19 protein-coding genes are annotated in these 19115 nt (G+C 45.3%); 5 read left to right on the top strand and 14 right to left on the bottom strand.

The window, feature by feature from the left end:
• Nucleotides 1-71 precede the first annotated feature (71 nt).
• The 9 genes from KJS65_RS05550 to KJS65_RS05510 form a co-directional block, all read right to left on the bottom strand.
• On the bottom strand, nucleotides 72-1835 hold the full coding sequence (locus KJS65_RS05550) for a hypothetical protein (protein WP_213648932.1): 1764 nt from the start codon (nucleotides 1833-1835) through the stop codon (nucleotides 72-74).
• Nucleotides 1836-2164: 329 nt separating this feature from the next.
• A complete protein-coding gene (locus KJS65_RS05545; RefSeq protein ID WP_213648931.1) occupies nucleotides 2165-2914 on the bottom strand; it encodes an SDR family NAD(P)-dependent oxidoreductase in 750 nt (249 codons plus the stop codon).
• Between the two features lie 133 nt (nucleotides 2915-3047).
• The gene (locus KJS65_RS05540; protein ID WP_213648930.1) at nucleotides 3048-3485 is read right to left on the bottom strand and encodes a DUF2500 domain-containing protein; all 438 of its coding nucleotides are present in this window, start codon (nucleotides 3483-3485) and stop codon (nucleotides 3048-3050) included.
• Between the two features lie 149 nt (nucleotides 3486-3634).
• The gene (locus KJS65_RS05535) at nucleotides 3635-3814 is read right to left on the bottom strand and encodes a hypothetical protein (RefSeq protein ID WP_213648929.1); all 180 of its coding nucleotides are present in this window, start codon (nucleotides 3812-3814) and stop codon (nucleotides 3635-3637) included.
• Nucleotides 3815-3980: 166 nt separating this feature from the next.
• Nucleotides 3981-5273, bottom strand: a complete 1293-nt coding sequence (locus tag KJS65_RS05530; protein ID WP_213648928.1) for a VPS10 domain-containing protein — start codon at nucleotides 5271-5273, stop codon at nucleotides 3981-3983.
• A 194-nt stretch (nucleotides 5274-5467) separates the two neighbouring features.
• Nucleotides 5468-6865 (bottom strand): branched-chain amino acid transporter BcaP, encoded by a 1398-nt coding sequence (gene bcaP, locus KJS65_RS05525; RefSeq protein WP_213648927.1) that lies wholly within the window; start codon nucleotides 6863-6865, stop codon nucleotides 5468-5470.
• 316 nt (nucleotides 6866-7181) lie between these two features.
• Complete coding sequence (locus tag KJS65_RS05520; RefSeq protein ID WP_213648926.1) at nucleotides 7182-7784, bottom strand: nitroreductase family protein; 603 nt, start codon at nucleotides 7782-7784, stop codon at nucleotides 7182-7184.
• An 87-nt stretch (nucleotides 7785-7871) separates the two neighbouring features.
• Nucleotides 7872-8549, bottom strand: a complete 678-nt coding sequence (locus KJS65_RS05515) for an SOS response-associated peptidase (RefSeq protein ID WP_136605872.1) — start codon at nucleotides 8547-8549, stop codon at nucleotides 7872-7874.
• Nucleotides 8550-8660: 111 nt separating this feature from the next.
• Complete coding sequence (locus KJS65_RS05510; protein ID WP_213648925.1) at nucleotides 8661-9572, bottom strand: tyrosine-type recombinase/integrase; 912 nt, start codon at nucleotides 9570-9572, stop codon at nucleotides 8661-8663.
• A gap of 412 nt (nucleotides 9573-9984) precedes the next feature.
• Between KJS65_RS05510 and KJS65_RS05505 the strand changes: the two genes are divergently transcribed.
• The 3 genes from KJS65_RS05505 to KJS65_RS05495 all read left to right on the top strand — a co-directional run bounded on the left by KJS65_RS05505 (nucleotide 9985) and on the right by KJS65_RS05495 (nucleotide 11915).
• Nucleotides 9985-10524, top strand: a complete 540-nt coding sequence (locus KJS65_RS05505) for an NADPH-dependent FMN reductase (protein ID WP_213648924.1) — start codon at nucleotides 9985-9987, stop codon at nucleotides 10522-10524.
• A gap of 116 nt (nucleotides 10525-10640) precedes the next feature.
• Nucleotides 10641-11261 carry a sporulation-specific diadenylate cyclase CdaS gene (gene cdaS, locus KJS65_RS05500; protein ID WP_213648923.1) on the top strand — a complete coding sequence of 207 codons (621 nt, stop codon included), beginning with the start codon at nucleotides 10641-10643 and terminating at the stop codon, nucleotides 11259-11261.
• Nucleotides 11262-11294: 33 nt separating this feature from the next.
• Nucleotides 11295-11915: a diadenylate cyclase gene (locus tag KJS65_RS05495; RefSeq protein ID WP_213648922.1), complete on the top strand. Its 621-nt coding sequence runs from the start codon at nucleotides 11295-11297 to the stop codon at nucleotides 11913-11915.
• 86 nt (nucleotides 11916-12001) lie between these two features.
• Here KJS65_RS05495 and KJS65_RS05490 read toward each other — a convergent pair whose 3' ends face one another.
• A complete protein-coding gene (locus tag KJS65_RS05490) occupies nucleotides 12002-12694 on the bottom strand; it encodes a cyclic nucleotide-binding domain-containing protein (protein ID WP_213648921.1) in 693 nt (230 codons plus the stop codon).
• 89 nt (nucleotides 12695-12783) lie between these two features.
• On the opposite strand from KJS65_RS05490, the gene KJS65_RS05485 reads away from it, so the two are divergent.
• Nucleotides 12784-13548 carry an HAD-IIB family hydrolase gene (locus KJS65_RS05485; protein ID WP_213648920.1) on the top strand — a complete coding sequence of 255 codons (765 nt, stop codon included), beginning with the start codon at nucleotides 12784-12786 and terminating at the stop codon, nucleotides 13546-13548.
• 55 nt (nucleotides 13549-13603) lie between these two features.
• Here the strand turns inward: KJS65_RS05485 and KJS65_RS05480 are convergent, their stop codons facing one another.
• Complete coding sequence (locus KJS65_RS05480) at nucleotides 13604-14782, bottom strand: copper amine oxidase N-terminal domain-containing protein (protein ID WP_213648919.1); 1179 nt, start codon at nucleotides 14780-14782, stop codon at nucleotides 13604-13606.
• 166 nt (nucleotides 14783-14948) lie between these two features.
• On the opposite strand from KJS65_RS05480, the gene KJS65_RS05475 reads away from it, so the two are divergent.
• A complete protein-coding gene (locus KJS65_RS05475; protein WP_213648918.1) occupies nucleotides 14949-15491 on the top strand; it encodes a DUF1697 domain-containing protein in 543 nt (180 codons plus the stop codon).
• Between the two features lie 97 nt (nucleotides 15492-15588).
• Here the strand turns inward: KJS65_RS05475 and KJS65_RS05470 are convergent, their stop codons facing one another.
• From KJS65_RS05470 to KJS65_RS05460, 3 genes are all read right to left on the bottom strand, one after another.
• Nucleotides 15589-16422, bottom strand: coding sequence for a carbohydrate ABC transporter permease (locus KJS65_RS05470; RefSeq protein WP_213648917.1), 834 nt, complete (start codon nucleotides 16420-16422; stop codon nucleotides 15589-15591).
• 63 nt (nucleotides 16423-16485) lie between these two features.
• Complete coding sequence (locus KJS65_RS05465) at nucleotides 16486-17376, bottom strand: carbohydrate ABC transporter permease (protein WP_213648916.1); 891 nt, start codon at nucleotides 17374-17376, stop codon at nucleotides 16486-16488.
• Nucleotides 17377-17464: 88 nt separating this feature from the next.
• Nucleotides 17465-18913, bottom strand: coding sequence for an ABC transporter substrate-binding protein (locus KJS65_RS05460; protein ID WP_213648915.1), 1449 nt, complete (start codon nucleotides 18911-18913; stop codon nucleotides 17465-17467).
• Between the last annotated feature and the right edge of the window lie 202 nt (nucleotides 18914-19115).

The raw sequence follows: 19115 nt of genomic DNA, 5'->3' as shown, positions 1-19115 counted from the left end.
CTTTGTACGCAAAAAAGCAGCCCCTGACTGACTCCTTGGGAGTTAGCAGGGACTGCACCAGATTTAATATGTTACGGTTTGGCATTCTTCCAGTAATCATAGGCGTGCACCAGATTGCCGGTATATGATGGTGAGTTCTCAAGCATTCCTGGCAGCTTCGCCAGCTCTGCTTCCATGTAAGACGAACCTTCCTCAAAAAAGGTAATATGGTTGCCTTCATGACTCTCCTTCATCTCTACTGAGATTAGAATCGGCTTGCCCAGTTCATCCGCAAAAGCGATCTCTTCCTTCGACACGGTAACAATGCCGTTCGATCCGCCTGCAGTATCCCGGAAGGCCATTAATGAGACATGATCCATGCGATTAATCATCCATTTGCTGAGAGAAATATCTTCGCCGGGAACCTTGTATTTATCCAGCCATACCGCCAGATCCATGCTCGCCTGCAAATTGGAATCCTTCTTCAATTCGCTGACAAAAGCGTCCAGATTAGAAGTCCATTCGGAAATGACCTCCTGCGAATCCGTTTTCCACTCCGGCAGCACATAAGGCTCAATGTCCAAATGAACACCATGAAACCGCTCATCCCCTTGGGCAGCACGGTTATAGCCCTTTACATATTGGACCAGCTTCATCATCTTCGCCCTGTTCTCTTCCAGAGCCCAGATCGGGTGCCCTCCCATGGCATGCACTTCAATTCCGGCAGCAGATGCTTGTTTAACAAAGGATCTGTAAGCACTAAACGGCTGCTGCAGATCAAGGCGGATATACAGCCAATTCAATTTCTTTTCTTTGGCAAAATCGAGGATCTCCTGCCCATTCTGCAGTACTTCATTGGCTTCCCAGATATATGTACCTCTAACCATTTGATCGCGGACCACCGGGTCTGGATCAGGCACTTGATCCCCTGCTCCGGGATCCGGATCAGGCTCCGGCTTCGGATCCACTTCTCCAGGTTCACTGCCCTCAGGCATGTTCTCCCAGTTACGGAAATCGTGGACGGCTATGCCTGCAAAAGACGAATAGGAACTCAGCTCATTCGATAGATTTGCAAGGGATTGGTTCATCCGCTCTTTCCCTCGTCCAAAATAGGTCGTATGGGTCTCTCCAGGCATTTCCTTGGTATTGACGCCGACAAGAACATGCTTGCCCAGCTTGTCAGCAAGTTTTAGCTCGTCCTGAGAGAGATATACGATACCATGCTCGGAATCCACTTCATTCCGGTATGCGAGCACCGTCACATGATCAAAAGAATTCATCAGCCACTCATTCAAGCTGCCACCTTCTGAAGTGAGGATATTATCAAACCAGAATGGAATATCGATTCCAAGCTCCAGCGATGTATCCGATGCCTTGTTAAGAAAAGCCTTCAAATTGCTCTCCCATGAAGAAATGACTGCCTCCTGATCGCTTTCCCACTGGGGAAGTACATAGGGTTCTATATCGAGATGTATGCCATCAAACCGGCTATCAGACGGTACACTGGCATTATAGTTCGTAGTCCAGTCGGCTAATCCCAGCATGCGATCCCGGTGTTCCTGAAGCGCCCATTTGGGATCTCCACCCAATGCATGAACTGCGATGTTCCCTTCATGCGCATGCTGTATAAACTTTTCATAGGTTTCCTTAGGTAAATCCCGATTGATTTGTAAGTAGATCAAATTAATGCCCTCAGTACGTGCAAAATCAAGCAGTTGCTCTCCTCCATCCTCGATCAGTTCCGTCTGCCACACCCAAGTCGCCTTTACTCCCTGAGTCGGGGACTGAAAACCCACCAGAAGCATAGCGGCCAGAAACAGCAGACCTGCAAGCCATCGAGAATTCTTGACAATCATAAATTCCCTCCATTCCTATGTGAGGACCTGTGAATCCTCAAATGATAAAATGAACTAAAGCTTGCCCAAGCTATCATCTCAACTCTTTCTATCTGCTGTATATGAGATGATATGCCTTTTCTTTAGCTCAATTTTATATAGTAAACGGAGTTATTATAGCATTGATCTCATAAAAAAAGATGAGCCCATGTCCTTATAGAACGGGCTCACCCTTTTTACTCTCTTTTGGATCTGCACAAAAGGAACTATATCCAATTGGAAGGGTTATCCTTTTTGTCAGTGATAGAGAAATTATGGAAGGCATTAGGGCCAACTGCTCAGGAGAAAAGTTACGGTTCGTAAATCATTTTACGTGTCATTCCGCCATCAACGACCAAATGTGTCCCGGTTACGAAGGTATTGTCCGGATCTGCCAAATACAGGCAAGCTCTTGCAATATCATCCGGTTTGCCTACTCTTCCCGCTGGATGCTGCTCATGATCCGTCTTTTTGAGAGATTCGTAGTTCTGCGTTTCAATCCAGCCGGGACTGATACAATTCACACGAATACCGTCAGATCCCAGCGAGACGGCCATGGCATGGGTAAGCGCCACAATTGCACCTTTGGATGCGGCATAGGCCTCGGTATCCGGTTCAGACATCAGGGCACGTGTAGAAGCCATATTGACAACGGCTCCGGTGCCTCCATTCTTTTTCATATAAAGCGCCGCTTCTCTGGTGGCAAGAAAACAGCTTCTTACATTCGTATTTAAAATATCATCCCATTCATCGACAGAGAGCTCATATGGTGATTTCCAGCGGGATACGCCGGCGTTATTGATCAATACATCAATTTTTCCATACACTTCCTCAGCAGCCTTCATCAACTGTTTAATATCTGCTTCATTGCGGACATCACAAGGGACAAATACAGCTTGTCCCCCTTCATTCCGGATGGCTGCCGCGGCTGCCGCTCCCTGTTCTTCGTTCAGATCACCCATGACGAGCCTGGCACCTTGATCCGCAAAAGCTTTAGCAACACCGTAACCAATTCCCTGTGCAGCTCCAGTAACGACCACAACAAGATCCTGATAAGCCATATCTTTTTCCTCCTTGTAAACTCCAGATGCTTCTACTTTAAGTTCACCCGCGGTCTTTAATCAAGAAACATGTATAAAAAACAAAAAAGACCACATCCCAAGGGACGCGGCCGATGATTGGAATTAATATGGATTAAAACTGCCCATAATCGCGATAACGGGCTTCTGACCCAGCCTCTCTTGCAAAACGCATATTCCGCTCGAAGCCTTTAAACCGTGTTCCTTGAAATGTAAGCCGTCCCGAATCGCCGTCCGCACATAAACCATATTCCTGCCCGTTTACGGTGAATTCCATCCGGTCGCCGCTCTCCACCTCAAAAGTAATATAATATGTCGTATTCGTGCGACTGGACATATGATCATTAGGTTCATGATGATGATGTTGATTGATTTCAGTGCGTTTACTGACAATACGGGAATCAACGGTGAGAACAGCTTGCTTATTATTCCGCCCCCACTGCAGCAATCCTCTGCCGGCAGACAAGATGATAATACCGATAATGACTGCGAAAAAGATCGGCATGACTTTACCGAAGAAGTCAAACATCCAAAATGATGGTTCTCCTGGCATGCTTCTCACCCCTCTTTTGACTTTAGGCTAAGGCGATGCAAAGATTCTTAGCGGGCCTGTTCATAACATATATATGCAAGCAGTATGACAAAAAAACCTCCACTTCGCTTTTCAGCTTGTGGAGGTTTCAGGGTGAAGAGTTTGCTCGGTTACGCATGAACCTGATCCAGAAAGTAACGGGTCTCATCCTGCTGCTGTTCATCTAAAGCGCCTTGTGCGCCCCAGCATTCCCTGCACTTCTCTTCTGTGTCGCAAGTGCAGGCATCCTGGCAGTCGTAGCATAATTGAAGGAAGTATTCCGTCGTTTTATCTTGATTAAAGTTTGTCATGATTCTCACTCCCGTTGTTTTTTTAAGCTCTCCTTACACTCTTAGAGTAACATACATTGACAGGACATATTGTGATTTATTTCACATATAATTTAAAATTTTATATTTTATTTAGAAATACGATTTTAAATCAAAAAAAAGCGGAGAACCTGAGTTCTCCACCCTGCTATAATACGCTCCAAGTTCTTCCGCCGTCCATGGTTTGTAGAAGCCTTGAGCTTTTTTGTTCATTATTCTCGATCAGCATCCAACCAACCTGTGCAGAAGAAAACTGCAGCTTCACAACCTCTGGATACTCCTGAAGCTTTTCCCTGAGGATCTGGTTATCCCCAACGGCAGGCCATGTCTTCCCCTGATCCACCGTGTGATACAGTGTGCTTCCGATCAGTGCCCAACCTTCATCTTCATTAATAAATGTTGGCCGGAGATTCTGATTAAGCCCCACATTCGTGCCTAGTCCAAAATTGACGAAATTCCATGTTAGACCACTGTCCTTCGTAAAGTATGCATTATACTTCATGCTGTCTCCGACTTTACAGCCTATTGGTATCCAGCCGTTCTTGCGGGCAGAGTCAAAGAACTGCGGACTGTCCGAAGCATATGATACGCAGTTTTTGAATTTATCCCTGTCAAAAAAGGCTGGTCCGGAGATCCATTTGCTTCCCCCGTCAAGCGTACGATACATCTTGGGTTCTCCGAGCTCCTGAACCATCGTATATCCATGTAACGGATCAACAAAGGTCACCCCCAGCGTATAACCGAGATGAGGCAAAGGACTGGTAACGGTGGATTTATCCGGATTATACTCCGTATTTTGCATAATGACCTTCCAGATCGAGCCTCCATCATCGGTTCGATAGAGAACCTTTAGCTCTTTGCCGGTGGTCGAATCCTCGGAAGTCATCAGCCAGCCTCGCTGAGGCGAATCAAAAGTAAGCGCGGATACTTTATTTTTTTGAGGAATGGATGCGATATCCCAGGTTTCTCCTCCATCATTCGTATGAAGAACGATTGTTTCAGACATGCCTGATGGATCACGTATGATCCAACCATGCAACGGATCTGTAAAATAAATATCTTTCCCATACCGCGGATTCGCCGGAAATTGCACATTCGCCGAAGGGGATATGTTCATCCAGGTCTGACCATTATCTTCAGTTACATATAAACGCAGTTCATTGCGGGTCAATCCCCAAGCAATTCCCTTCGTCTCACTTAACAGTTGGAAGTCGGTAAGTTTGGTTTGGATCTGATATTTGCCCGAATCCTTCGTGCTTTGTTTAACCGTATCCGGAGCTACCACCGTCAAGGTCTGGCCCTGATCTGCCGTTACGTCAGCAGTATCTGTCATTGCAGGAGCCGTCTCGGATATCGGGGTCTGTTCCTCACTGGAAGAACAAGCACTCAAAAATACACTGAATATTAAAGTGATTACAACAAGCTGTTTGTACCATTTCATTCAAGTTCCTCCTCTCCTTGAGGACAGCTTGTCCTGTCGAAAGAAAACCTCCAATTCAAATAATATAACATAATCAGGGGTTCGCGCCAGTTCAAGCCGGTGAAAGGAATGAAATACTAGTTAAATATTTATTAATAATATTAATAATTAATGTTATTATTTTTATTTTTGTTTACATAATTATGTTTACGTAACTATAAATCGGCTTTTTCAGAACCATTGTTGAGTACACTATGCTTTTTACCGTACAAGAAGTATATCAGCAGCCCCACGATCATCCAAATTACAAATCCGATCCAGGTAATCGCCTGTAAATTAATCATTAAATAGATACATGCTGCTGCACTTAGCAGTGGCAAATAAGGCACCCATGGTACTTTGAATCCACTTTTATTCCCTGCATTGTTTCTTCGCAGTGCAATAATTCCCAAAGAAACTACAGCAAAAGCAAACAACGTTCCGATACTCGTCAGGTTTGCCAGTTTGTTCAGAGGCACAAAGCCGGTAAGTATTGCGATGAGCGTACCCGTCACCCAGGTGCTTTGCGTTGGTGTTTGGGCTTTACCGCTGACATTGGATAGTTTGCTTGTAAGCAAGCCATCCCGGGAAATCGCAAAGAGCAATCGGGTCATTCCGAACAGCATTACCAGCAAAACGGTGGTCATCCCGGCAATTGCACCTACGGATGTGAGTCCGGCTAACATATTCTGATTCACGAATCGCAGCGCAAAAGCTACCGGATCCCCCACATTCAGCGAAGAATAAGGCACGATTCCCGTCAGAACCAAAGACACCGTAATGTACAGCAGCGTACAAATTGCCAGTGAGGCAATGATGCCAATCGGCAGATCACGCTGTGGTCTCTTCACCTCTTCTGCAGCTGTCGCAACGGCATCAAAACCGATATATGCGAAAAATACCGTTGCTGCCCCGTTAATCACTCCTCCGACCCCAAAAGGAAGGAATGGCGACCAGTTGACCGGCTTCACATAGAATGCGCCTACGCCAATAAACAGCAGTACGACGAGCAGCTTAACAATGACCATGATGCCGTTAAATCTAGCCGTTTCTTTAATGCCTCTGTTCAGTAAATAAGTAATTACGAAAATAATGATCACCGCTGGCAAATCAATGATTGAACCTTTGGATGCATCATAAGCCCCCGAGATCGCAGCAGGCAAATGAAGTCCGAATCCGTCCAGCAGACCTGTAAAATAAGATGACCAACCACTCGCCACAGCCGCTGCAGCTACACCGTATTCCAGTATCAGATCCCATCCGAGTATCCATGCAATAATTTCACCGAATGCTACATAGCTGTACGCGTAAGCACTCCCCGAAACCGGGACACTGGATGCAAATTCCGAATAACAGAGTGCCGATAAAACACAAGTAAGCGCCGCAATGGCAAATGAAATAATAAGACCCGGTCCGGCGTGCACCGCAGCGGCTACTCCAGTCAGGACAAAAATACCCGTACCGATAATGGCTCCTACCCCAAGCGCCGTCAAATCCAGTGCACTTAATGTTCTATTGAGCTTTCCAGCCGATTCTTCCAAGCTTCCAACCGTTTTTTTTCGAAAAATATCCATGATGTTCTCTCCTCGCCGTAATCCTTTTCGCTTTAAACGGTTAAAGCTTATTTTTTTATGGATTTAATTATGAACTGGAAAGGTTTTTACTGTCAATCTATAGCATAATGGTAATTATATACATATTGTGAAAGCTCCATAATTAGGCTTTATTATGCTTTACGATTGTGTGGTTATGATATGTATTTTTCTCATCTTCACAGATCCCGCTTTGGTGTCCTTTTTTATCGTATCAGCTAAAAGAGCACCTAATTTCCACATCTGATGTGGGCTTTAGGCGCTGAGCAGGTCGTTTTTTGAAAATAACTTTGTACCTTTATTTTATCACTTTTACACGTTCTTCAATCGGCATGAACTCTTTCTCACCTGCAGTAGCCGTTGGTTTGCCAAAAGGCATTTGAGCGATCAGTTTCCATGAAGCCGGAAGCTTCCATTCCTTCTGTACCTGTTCATCAATGAGCGGATTGTAATGCTGCAGAGATGCCCCCAGGCCTTCCTGTTCAAGCAAAGTCCATACGATAAGCTGAATCATACCCGAAGTTTGGTTGGCCCAGACCGGAAAGTTGTCTTTGTAGAGCGCAAACTGATCCTGAAGATTCTTAACGATATCCATATCCTCAAAAAACAGAACCGTACCGTAACCACTTTTGAAGGATTCGATTTTTTGATCGGTATTCTTAAACGCTTCCTCGTTATTCATGACTTTACGGAGCGTTTCCTTCGTCATATCCCATAATTTGTCGTGGTTAGCTCCAAGAAGCAGAACGACGCGAGATGTTTGCGAGTTAAACGAAGACGGAACATATTTCACGGTTTCTTCGATAATTTGCTGTATCCGTTCATCGGTGCTTACATTTTCTTTGCTGATACCATAAATGGAGCGTCTCTTCTTCAAGGCTTCGATCACTGGACTGGACATTTGTATATAACCTCCGTCTGCTTTTTGTGCATGTTGAAATGAATGACGGAGATTAGTTTTCCCTCACCAGAATGAAATATGCCTCTATTACTGCTTCACCCAAGCCGTACGCAGATCCATTTCCCGGATGCATTCGGAATTATCATGATCATCATTACCGATGAGCGGAGTTACAGGATACGCCTCCATCTCATCTTCCGAATAGGTCTGCAGGAGTGAGCTTAACGAGTGAAATGCCGTATTTTCTTCATTAAGCCAGTCCTTTATCGCTTCCTCCGGCAAAATGGCCGGCATGCGGTTTTCCTCAAAATTACCAATCAGGCGATTGGCGTCTGTCATGACCAGCGTACAGGTCCGCAGCGGATCTCCCTTATAGTCCTTCCATATCTCATACAGCCCTGCGACACCGAACATCCCACGGTTTTTCAGGACTACACGTACAGGATGCATTTTCTTGCCTTCCTTTTTCCAATAGTAAAAACCATTGCATGGAATGACGCATCGCTGTTTCTCAATCATTTTGCGGTATGTGGGATTCTCCTTCACCGTACGAAGATCTGCGTTCACCGCATCCTTTCCCCAGTAAGGAATAAAGCCCCAGCGGAATTCATCCAGAACACGCTCTCCATGATGCTGAAGCAGGACAGGAGCAGACTGGGTTGGACTGATATTATAGCGGTTCTGATAATAGTACATTACTCGGTCAACTTGAAAATGCTCCAGCACGACCGGCAGATCGGCCGCCATTGAATAACGCTGGCACATGCAGCATCACCCTCCTCTATTGTGACTTTAGTGTCCGCTAAAGGAGGAAAAATATGCATGATGTGGTTATTACTCCATTTCCTCGTCAAGAAATCCAGCATTTAGGGATAATTAAAACGGAAGAACAACCTCAAGCCGCGAAATGGCCTCTTCCTTCTCTCTGCTGGTGACATGGGTATATACCGTCGTCGTCTGAATGGATGAATGTCCGAGAAGCTCCTGCACCGTTCGCAGGTCTGCTCCCTTGCGGAGAAGCATGGTGGCGAATGAATGCCGGAGCTTATGGCTGGAATAGGGAATACGCTGACGTTCCGGCACATCGGATTGGTACCTGTCAAACGTATCCGCGGCAATCTGCTGGATGTTGCGGATCGAGAGCCGCTGCCCTTTTTGTGAAATAAAAAGCGCATCTTCCTTCTTACGCCAAGGCGTGATCCGCTCAAGAATGGCCCGGTCCAGCATCACTCCGACCGCTTCAGGCACCGGAAGTGTCCGCCACTTCCTGCCTTTGCCGAATACGTCGAGTGTATGCCGCTCTCGATTGTAATCGGTCAGGTTCAATGTGTGTACCTCTCCAACGCGAAGTCCCATATAAGCCATGAGTAAAAATACGGCTACATTCCGAGAACGGTACTTGCCTTCCACACTTTCCAGAAACCGTGGCAGCTGCTGTTCATCAAGATACACAGGTGTTCGATTTTTATCCGTTTTGGATTTTTTGATCCCCGCCGCCGGATTGGTATCCGCCATTTCGAGCTCTATTAGCGCTTTGAAAAAACTATTCACCGCCGCATGCTTCCGGTTTCTTGTGGTATCGCTGACCCCTTGCTCACGCACTGAGGAAAGATAGGACATCACATGGATTTTTTTGAGCTGCTCCAGTTTCTTATCTCCAATCGAATCGAGAAACTGGGAAACATCGCCGAGGTAAGACTTTTGAGTATGCTGCGTGTATCCCGCATCCTTCATCCAGATTAGAAAAGCTTCTTTATATTCGTCATAGCTGTCATCCTTATCACTCATCCGGCAGTCCCTCCTCAAATACAAAAAATGTACCTCATGGATAGAAAGAAATGCTCAATAACATTTTCTGCAAAATCATTAATATATTAGGATAAATAACCTATCTACAGGGCTGTATAACTCGACATGAAGCATCAAAATAATCGTTTTAAACGAAAACTGCGTATAATTTATGTTATGCGCAGTTTTTTAAGGCATTATTATTGTAGCATATATCCCCATCTCTTGGAAAAAAGAAAGCTCCTGACTGCTTCTTCCCGCGCTAGAATCGTTATGGAATATGAGAATTTATCACCTATTAAAAAATTCTATAACAAACTTTTCGTAAGTTGATTGACAAAACACACTAACTGTTATTATTATGATTACAGCAACCTAAATAATCATGAGATTCGTCGAGGAGGAAATTACGATGTCCAAATTAAATATCGGCATTATCCTGGGCAGCACCCGTCAAGGTCGCTTGAGCCCACAAGTCGGTGAATGGGTGAAACAAATCGCCGATGAGCGCGGTGACGCGAATTATGAAATCGTAGATATCGCCGATTATAAACTCCCGCTATTGGGAGAAGCCGATGCTACAGAACAAGCGACAGCTTGGAATACCAAACTTGCAGGTTTGGACGGTTTCGTATTCATCGTGCAGGAATACAACCACAGCATCACCGCTTCCCTCAAAAACGCACTGGATTTCGCGCGTGATGCATGGAACAATAAAGCTGCCGGAATCGTAAGCTATGGTTCGGTCGGTGGTGCTCGTGCCGCAGAGCATCTGCGCGGCATTTTGGGAGAATTGTCCGTTGCGGACGTCCGCGTTCATCCAGCGCTATCGTTGTTTACTGATTTTGAGAACGGAACGGTTTTCAAGCCGGCGGATCTTCATCTCATCAATATTAATGGAATGCTGGACCAAGTACTCGCTTGGAGCGGTGCTTTGAAAGTCCTTCGCTAAGATCTGAATAAGAGCTGCCTTGATCGTCATGTTCATGACTTTCGGGCGGCTCTTTTTTTATCCGATAATTGTATCCATTCGTGGGAATAACTATAACGAGATAAGGAGGGCAGCAGATGGAATCGGAAGAGAAGTGCAGAGATTTAACTCCGCAAATGCATGAAATTAAAACGCGGCTAGTGAGCATATCCAAGGACATCCATGCTTTAATCGCCTCCTTGGATCAAGAGGACATCGATATATTAAAGGATATTAAAACACTTTCGAAAAAATTAACGGATATGGCCAACATGGCGTCTTCATATCATTTAAACCGCCTACTGGCTCCTTACACCCATAAATGTAATATCATTTTCAACGCTGTACGACAATTAAGCTCCAAACGCAAAGGAGCACTGATCGTCATCCAAAGGCAAGATCCGATTGAGGATCTGATTACGAAAGGTATCCCCCTCTCCGCAGAAATTTCAAGCTTGCTATTAGATTCCATTTTTCATGTGGGCACCCCACTCCATGATGGAGCCGTTTTGATTCAGAATGATATCATTTTTTCAGCAGCGAATATCCTTCCGCTCACCCGCAAAACCTATAAACATGTAAAATTAGGAACCCGTCACCGTGCGGCCATTGGTTTGTCGGAGAAATCGGATGCATTAATTTTTGTCGTATCCGAAGAGACAGGCAAAGAATCGTTTGCTTATCATGGATCGATTTATACTTTTCAAGTTCCAACATGAAACCACCATGTTTTTTAGGAGTGATATTCACGAATGGACAGAAATTACTGTACCGGAGATTATCCGTTGTTACGAAACGATCTGACGGACAAGCTTACACATATTGCAACAATTCTAGACCATGATATCGCTACACTCGAACAGAATGATATACAAATTTTGAATGATATCGAGGAGATCACTAAGGGATTGTCTGAATTGGAATCCATCACATCCACTTATTTTTTGAACTGCCTTCTTACCGAGTATACGAATTATAGTAAAGAGATCTCCCGTTCAATCCATAAAATGAGTTTGAAAGGTCAAACAGCGCTGATCGTACTTGAAAAAAACGATCCTGTTGCTCCTCTGATCAAAGACGGAACGCCTATAAACGCCAAAATATCAAGCCAGCTGATCGAGTCCATTTTCCATCCGGAAAGCCAATTATCTCATGGAGCGGTGCTCATACAATCCGATATGGTGGTATCCGCATCGAATGTGCTGCCGGTATCTAGCCAGATCTTTTGGGATCGCTTCTTCGATATTCGCGAGCTTTCTGCCCTTGGACTATCTGAACTATGCGATGCGTTGATTTTACTCATTTCCAAAGACAAATCGACGTTGTTTTGTTTGAATGGAAATCTGTTCCCTTTCTCAACGAGTTCCCCTTAAAAGCGATACCACTCTGCTCCCCTCTTCTACTCGTGTGCAGCAAAGACACCTCATGTAATCGCCCGATGATTTTACTGGCTGCCGATTTATTCATAGCGAAGACCCTGCGTAATTTCAGCCAGCCGAATCTGATCAACTACTTGAACAATGTCCCCTTCCCTGCGAATGAGACCCTGCTCGGATAATTTCAAAATCACTCTGTTCAGATGCCTCGATGTCGTGCCGATCAAATCCGCAATCTCATGGGTGTTTGTTGTCCGGATTTCTTTGCCGAATTCGTTCTCCTTCTCCAGTGTAGTCAGCATATAGCTGGCAAAACGGTTTTCGACCGAAGCTAATAAATTCACGCGTGAAGCCGTTGTGCAGGTCTGAAGTTTATAAGTAACATGCGTGAGCAAGGACATTAAAAACTTTGGATCGGTAATGAGATGCTCATATATGTACCTAAAAGGCACCGCAACACAGTAGGTCCGTTCGACGGCTTCAACCTGCGACTGTACTACGACTTTTTGAATGAGCTCAATGTCACCCATAATCGCAAAAGGCTCACAAAAGCGCAGCAGCAGCGCCTTTCCCGTCTGAACGCTGGATGAAATTTTCACCTTACCCTCCACAAGGAACAAGATGGCATCCATCTGCTCTCCTTCTTCGAGTACAAGCTCTTGTTTCTCATAACTACGGAGCTCAAAAGGAATACCGTCCTTACAAGTAAATAGACTCGGGATATCGAAATGCTGCAATTTAGAGTGTAAAAGCTCTGTATCGTGTATGATTTTCATGGAATAGCTATCCTTTCAGGACATCGGTCCTTTTCTTTGTTCTGGTGGCCGCTTATGATGATATCAAAAAAACAGCAAGGATGTGTACAATGAAGTTCGTGTTTGATCTGGACGGAACGATTTGTTTTCAAGGAAAACCACTAAGCAAAGTCATCGTTGAGGCACTGGAGGAGCTGGCGCGCCATGATCATGAGATTATTTTTGCTTCTGCCCGCCCGATTCGTGACCTGCTCCCTGTCCTTCCACCGCAGATGCAGGCTTATCCGATGGTTGGTGGAAACGGCGCGTTCGTCGCTAAAGATAACCATATCATTTCAACCGTTCATTTTGAAGAAGACGTAAAAAACCATATTCTCTCGATGATTCAACTTCAAAACCTGAAATACTTAATTGACAGCGAATGGGACTATGCCTTTACTGGAAATGAGGACCATCCCATCAGACGCAATGTCGATCCAGAGAAGCGGGCAAAACAGATTCCTTTGGCTTCCATGGATATCATCATGAAAATGGTTTTGCTGGAAATACCCGACCCTGGACTAATCATGAATCAGCTATCGGCATTGCCGGTGGTTGTGCATGTGCATGGGAATGAAGGGATTCTGGATATCAGTCCTCCTGGGATTGATAAATGGAGCGGACTTATGAAGCTGGGAGTCGAAGACCAATCCTATGTTGCTTTCGGCAATGACGCGAACGATATTACCATGTTTCAGCATGCCCATACTTCGGTCATGATCGGCAGCCATAAGGAGCTGGGAAGCTATGCATCCGAGCAAGTACCCGCCGATGCAGCGATAATTGCACAAAGATTGCTGGCTTTTTGCGAGATAAATGAATGTTTGACGACATAGGCCTAAGACGTAATAAAAGAACATACCGCATAAAAGCGGTATGTTCTTTTTCTAACTATGGTTTCATGGTGTAGTGCAGTTTCCGATTCTTTCCTGTTAAAGGACTATCATATGAAAAAGTTAAGATTCCATTCTCTGAAGCTCCGTAAAAACTCAATTCATCCCCGTAATAAGGAATATCATTTTTCTCGGAATACTCCTGCTCTTCCGGTGTGAGGAGCTCTTTATACAGCAAGGTTCGAGAGTTATCCTTCAGATTAATGAGCGTTAACAGTCCGGTATCATTGGGGCGAATGATCAGAAATGTTTCGCTAACGGCAGCAACCGAATATTCCTCATCCTTGCCGCCGAGTGCTGGCAGATCATAGGTTTTGACTACCGTACCTTCAGTGTCCAATACTGTTAGCGTCTTCCCGTCCAGCAGCAGCGGATGATTATCATAAGATACGATACTCCGTTCAAACCGCTTAAAGTAATAGGCTTTGGCCTGCTTCACGATCTTGTTATTTTTAACATAGGCCGTGTAGACATTATTATGAATATGAGGTTCGCCATAGTTATCGATAACGGTTAACATCATTCCCCCGTCTGTTAAAAGCTGCGCATCGATGCTCAAATGCTCCTTTAGATCCAAGTCCAGTTTTCCAATGGATACCGGCTTGGCATTAAATGGGTGTGCTACGAGAACCTCACCGGTTTTCCGGTTTAACCACACAACCGTATTTACTCCGATCCCTGTGGTATATGCTGAGGAATATGTGACTGCTACCGTGCGCTTAGCTGCGTTCCACTGCACGTTAATACCGAGCGATTCCGATACAAACCGCAGCGGTAGATAGGCTCGCCCACCGATGATGCGGGCAGGAGTGCTCAGCGTTACTTTCTTACCGTTAATCACGGCTTCTTTGCCACCAAAAGGCATATGGATCAGCGTACCAGGATAGGTAATGGAAATATCCTTGGTTGTAATATCCCAAAATACTTGGATGCCGAGCATTTCTCCCAGATCACGGAGCGGTACATACACCGTCCCTTTATCCATAAGTGGAGCATTCTCAAAAATATAGCTTCCACCATTTAAGGTTACTTGGATAGGACCGCTCTTCTGGCGTAACACCGAAGAAGATGCAGCTGATGCTACTGGATTCGCATTTGTTAACACAGAACCTGCAGACATAACCGCGGTCAAGCTTAAGATGGTCATCACCGTCACGGCTTTAGTTTTGATTGACATGCGTCATTTTCCTCCTGTCAGTCTCCAAAAATATGAAAATTCTACTAATGAATTAGACGAACCATACGATCATAAGGTTGCGCTGATACCAATTGCGATGCCCTTCATGATGCGATATATTGTACATATCTGTATTCCATTTTCTGATTGGAGATGAAACCGAAAAATGACTGTGTACGCTGCCCTGCTCCGCGGCATTAATGTCGGCGGACATAACAAGATTAAGATGTCTGAACTGAGGGATGTTTTGGAAGCAGCCGGCTGCAAGCAAGTACAAACCTACATACAAAGCGGAAATGTGGTGCTAACCTCTGAGCTTGATGCCTCTTCCCTCCAACGATTAATAGAAGACCAGATCCAAAGTACTTTTGGATTCAGCATTTCGGTCGTCATCCGCAGTTCTGCGGATTTCGAAGCCATTATGCGTCAGTGCCCCTACAAGGAAGAGACTCTCTTGGAAGGTGAATCTATCCATGTTTCGATGCTCTCCAGTGTTCCGCATGAAGATGGTCTCAACAGGCTGGCGGCTGCGGAAAAGGGTAATGATGAATATACAATTATCGGACCCGATGTTCATCTGCTCTTTCGCAAAAGCATTCGTGACTCCAAGCTGGCGGTGCATCTGGCCAAACTGGGGACACCCGGAACGGTCCGCAACTGGAATACAATGAAGAAGCTTTCAGATATGATCTCCAACCAGGAGCGATAAGAAGCTTGCAGCAAAAAAAGACGGGCCGGTTTCTACACCGGGCCCGTTTTTCATTGTCTATCTTGTTTTGTCGTTATTTTTCTGAATTGCATGTTCTTTACCCCTTCGTCCCGCCCTGCATGCTAAAGCCTTTGGACATAAACCGCTGCGACAGGATATAGAGCACAATGGAAGGCAATGCATATAACACGGAGAACGCCGCCAGTCTGCCGTAATCCACCATGCCATATTGACCGAAGAACTGGTAGAGCTTCAGAGACGCCGGGAACTTTTCAGGCGTTTGCAGCAATATGTAAGGTACGAAGAAATTCCCCCAACTGCCGGAAAAGGTAAAGATGGCTACCGTACAAATCCCTGGTACCATCAGAGGTGCAATGATTTTGCGGATTCCTGCAAATACCGAGGCACCATCTACCCATGCTGCTTCTTCCAGGTCTCCTGGAACGGAATCCATGAAGTTTTTGAGCATCCAGATTCCATATGGCATAGACGATGCAACGTAAAAGAGTACAACACCCACATTATTATCATACAGCTTTAAGCTCAAAAACAATTGATATACCGGTACCATAACCGCTGTAATTGGAAGTGAAGTCATAAACAGAATCGTCAGCATAAACGGCTTCTTGTATTTCAACTGATACCGGGACAACGGATATGCGGCAAGCAGTGCCAGCAGTACTACAATGACAGCTTGGCCAAGTGACATCAGTAGTCCGATCACATAAGCACGCTGATTTTCATGACTGGTGATCACATCCATATAATTCCCCGCCGTTATCTGCTTTGGCATTTTCAGAGACTGCATCGCATTTGGATCCACGGATGCCACCAGCACCCACAGGAGCGGCAGCAGAAAACAGATCCCGATGAACGATAATATGACGTAAGGAAGGATTCGGTATATGAGGTTGCGCTGGTTCGTATCCATACGAAATCTCCTTCTTTATTAAATGAACTAATGCATACTCACTCATCTTACAATTACAAGAGTTTAATCTTTTAAAGAGCGGATATAGAACAGACTGAGCACGATTCCAATGAGCAGCAGCAGCAGTGATATGGCTGTTCCGTAACCGAGCTGGTAATTAACAAAGGCTTGATTGTACATGAATATCGGAAGTGTTGTCGTGGATGTGCCGGGTCCGCCTCCGGTCATGGCATAGATCAGTCCGAAGACGCCAAGCGTCTGCAGCGTAACAAGCATCATGTTCGTTGTGATAGTCTCTTTAATATACGGAATGGTAATCCGGAATAAAATCTGCAGCTTGGAAGCGCCATCGACAACAGCAGCCTCCTCAATCTCGTTTGGCACATCATCCAGCGCCGCTTGAAACACAAGCATGGAAAATGCGGTCCCATGCCAGATGTTGGCGAGTATTATCGTCAGCATGGGGACGGTAAAAAGCCAGGTCACTGCCGGTATGCCAAAAAAGGTGATAATCGCGTTTAAAGTGCCTTCATCGCCGAAAAAGCTGTACAAGCATAGGGCGCACACAATTTCCGGCGTCACCCATCCTGCCAGCACGATCGTGCCGATGACGCGTCGGAACACTTTTTTCTTATGCTTCATCAGCAGAGCAATCAAAAAACCAAGCACCTGCTGTCCAATGACTGCCGACCCAATCAAAAAGATAAGTGTATTCCATATGCTGATTCGGACCGTCGGATCCTGAAACATGCGAGTGTAATTATCCAGACCGACGAATTTCAGCTCCTTGGCCGCTTCACCGGTCAGGGCAAGATTGGTGAAGGAGTAGAAAAAGGTTAGCAGAATCGGATAGATAAAAAATAACAGCATGATCGCAATGGATGGCAATAAAAAATAAAGCCATGTGTAATTTTTTCTTTTGATATGCGGGTTTGAAACCGAAAGTCCTCCCATTCGCGCGTCTCCTTTCTTCTGTGAATAAGAACACCGCTTGCCCGCGCTTCGCACCTGGTTAAGGGAAAGCGCGGGCAAGCCGGAATGGTTATTTTTCCAATGTATTATCCTGGCCAACGATCCGGGTTATGTCCTGCGTATACTTCTTGGCTGCATCCGCTGCCGATGTTCCTGAAGCGACCGATTCAACCATCGTTTGGATTTGCGTTGACACTTCAGGATACTTATCCTGGGCTGGTCTAAATTCTGCATTCTTTAAATATTCCGTGGAGAGCTCATTAAACGGCATTTTAGTGTATTCTGCATCCTTCGCTACATCTGCCCGTACGGTAATATTTCCGGAAGCAATGACCAGCTTTTCGGTGTTTTCTTTGTTCAAGGCGAATTTAATAAAATCAAAGGCTTCATCCTTATGCTGCGCGTTACTTGGAATAGACAGTGCCCAACCACCTGCCAGTGTGATCGAACCAGGTGCCTGACCTTTATTGGTTGGCATTGGCGCGAATCCGAGCACATCTTTGTATTCAGGCCATGGCGCAGCCCCGCCTTCCAGGTAGTTGCCTGGAATCCACGAGCCGTCTAGTGAGATGGCGAGTTTTCCTTTTGGTAGATATTCGCGTGTTGCCGTATTGCCGGCCTGACCATTCAGTACTTTGGAAAGCGGAGGTCCCAGTTTTTCCTTTGTAATCGTCTCAATGAACGTCAGTGCATCATTGATTCCCTGGCTTTTCGTGATCCATTTTTTGCTGGCATCATCATACAGTCTTTCCCCTGTACCATAGAGAAGCATTTCATAGGTCTGCATGGATGTCGCTTCGCCGGTTGCCTTACCAAGGTTCATCCAGATCGGTACAACATCCTTCCCCGCCTTTTCCTTAATGGTTCTGGCTGCTGCCAGCACCTCTTCCCAGGATTTCGGCTGCCAATCTTCCGGAAGTCCTACCTTTTTAAAGATATCCTTGTTGTACCAAAGACCTCTTGAATCGGTGTTGTATGGGACGCCATAAATCTTGCCATCACTAGCGGTTACTCCCTTTTTCATCGCTTCAATAAATGAACCGTTACTCCAGTCCTCCCAGCCTTTAAGCCGCTCATCCATCGGTTCGAGGAAACCGGCACTTGCATCGGAGTTCAGCATGAACGTGTCCTCGGTCACAATATCCGGAGCGGTATCCTTGGATTTCAAAGCCAATGCAATTTTTGCAAAATAGTCCCCTTCCGATGCTTGAATCGGTGTCGGCTTGATCTCTACATCCTTATTGGGATATTGAGAGGATACCTCCTTAATCCACTTATACAGCGTACCCTTCTCACCAGTGCCGTCATCACGATATGTAATCGTAATCGTTTTCTTTGCCGTCGCAGTTTTGTCGCCGCTGTCTTTGGACGGTGCTGGCTCACTACCTGTGTCTTTTGTTTCTTTTGGACTTGAACTCGAATCTGTACTTGAACCAGAGCCTGAGCTTGAACAGCCAACCGTCATTGCCAGCACCAGAGCTGACGACAGGAGCGCCCATTTTCTTTTTGAATGCTTCATCTTTAACCCTCCTTCAATCGAAAGCGTTTCATCATCTAATCTTTATTTCGCTTGGATCGCAAATATTCAAAAAGGCTTCAAAACTTGAAAGAATCAAAATAACTGCTGGTATTTTTGCTAAATCCTTACATTATTAGATTGATTTGATTTTTCGCCTCTTAACTTATGTGGAATAAAGAAGTTTTTTATTTTTCTACAGATT

This window comes from Paenibacillus sp. J23TS9 (assembly GCF_018403225.1).
Classification (GTDB): domain Bacteria; phylum Bacillota; class Bacilli; order Paenibacillales; family Paenibacillaceae; genus Paenibacillus_AQ.
This window is presented reverse-complemented; position numbering and strand designations above follow the sequence as displayed.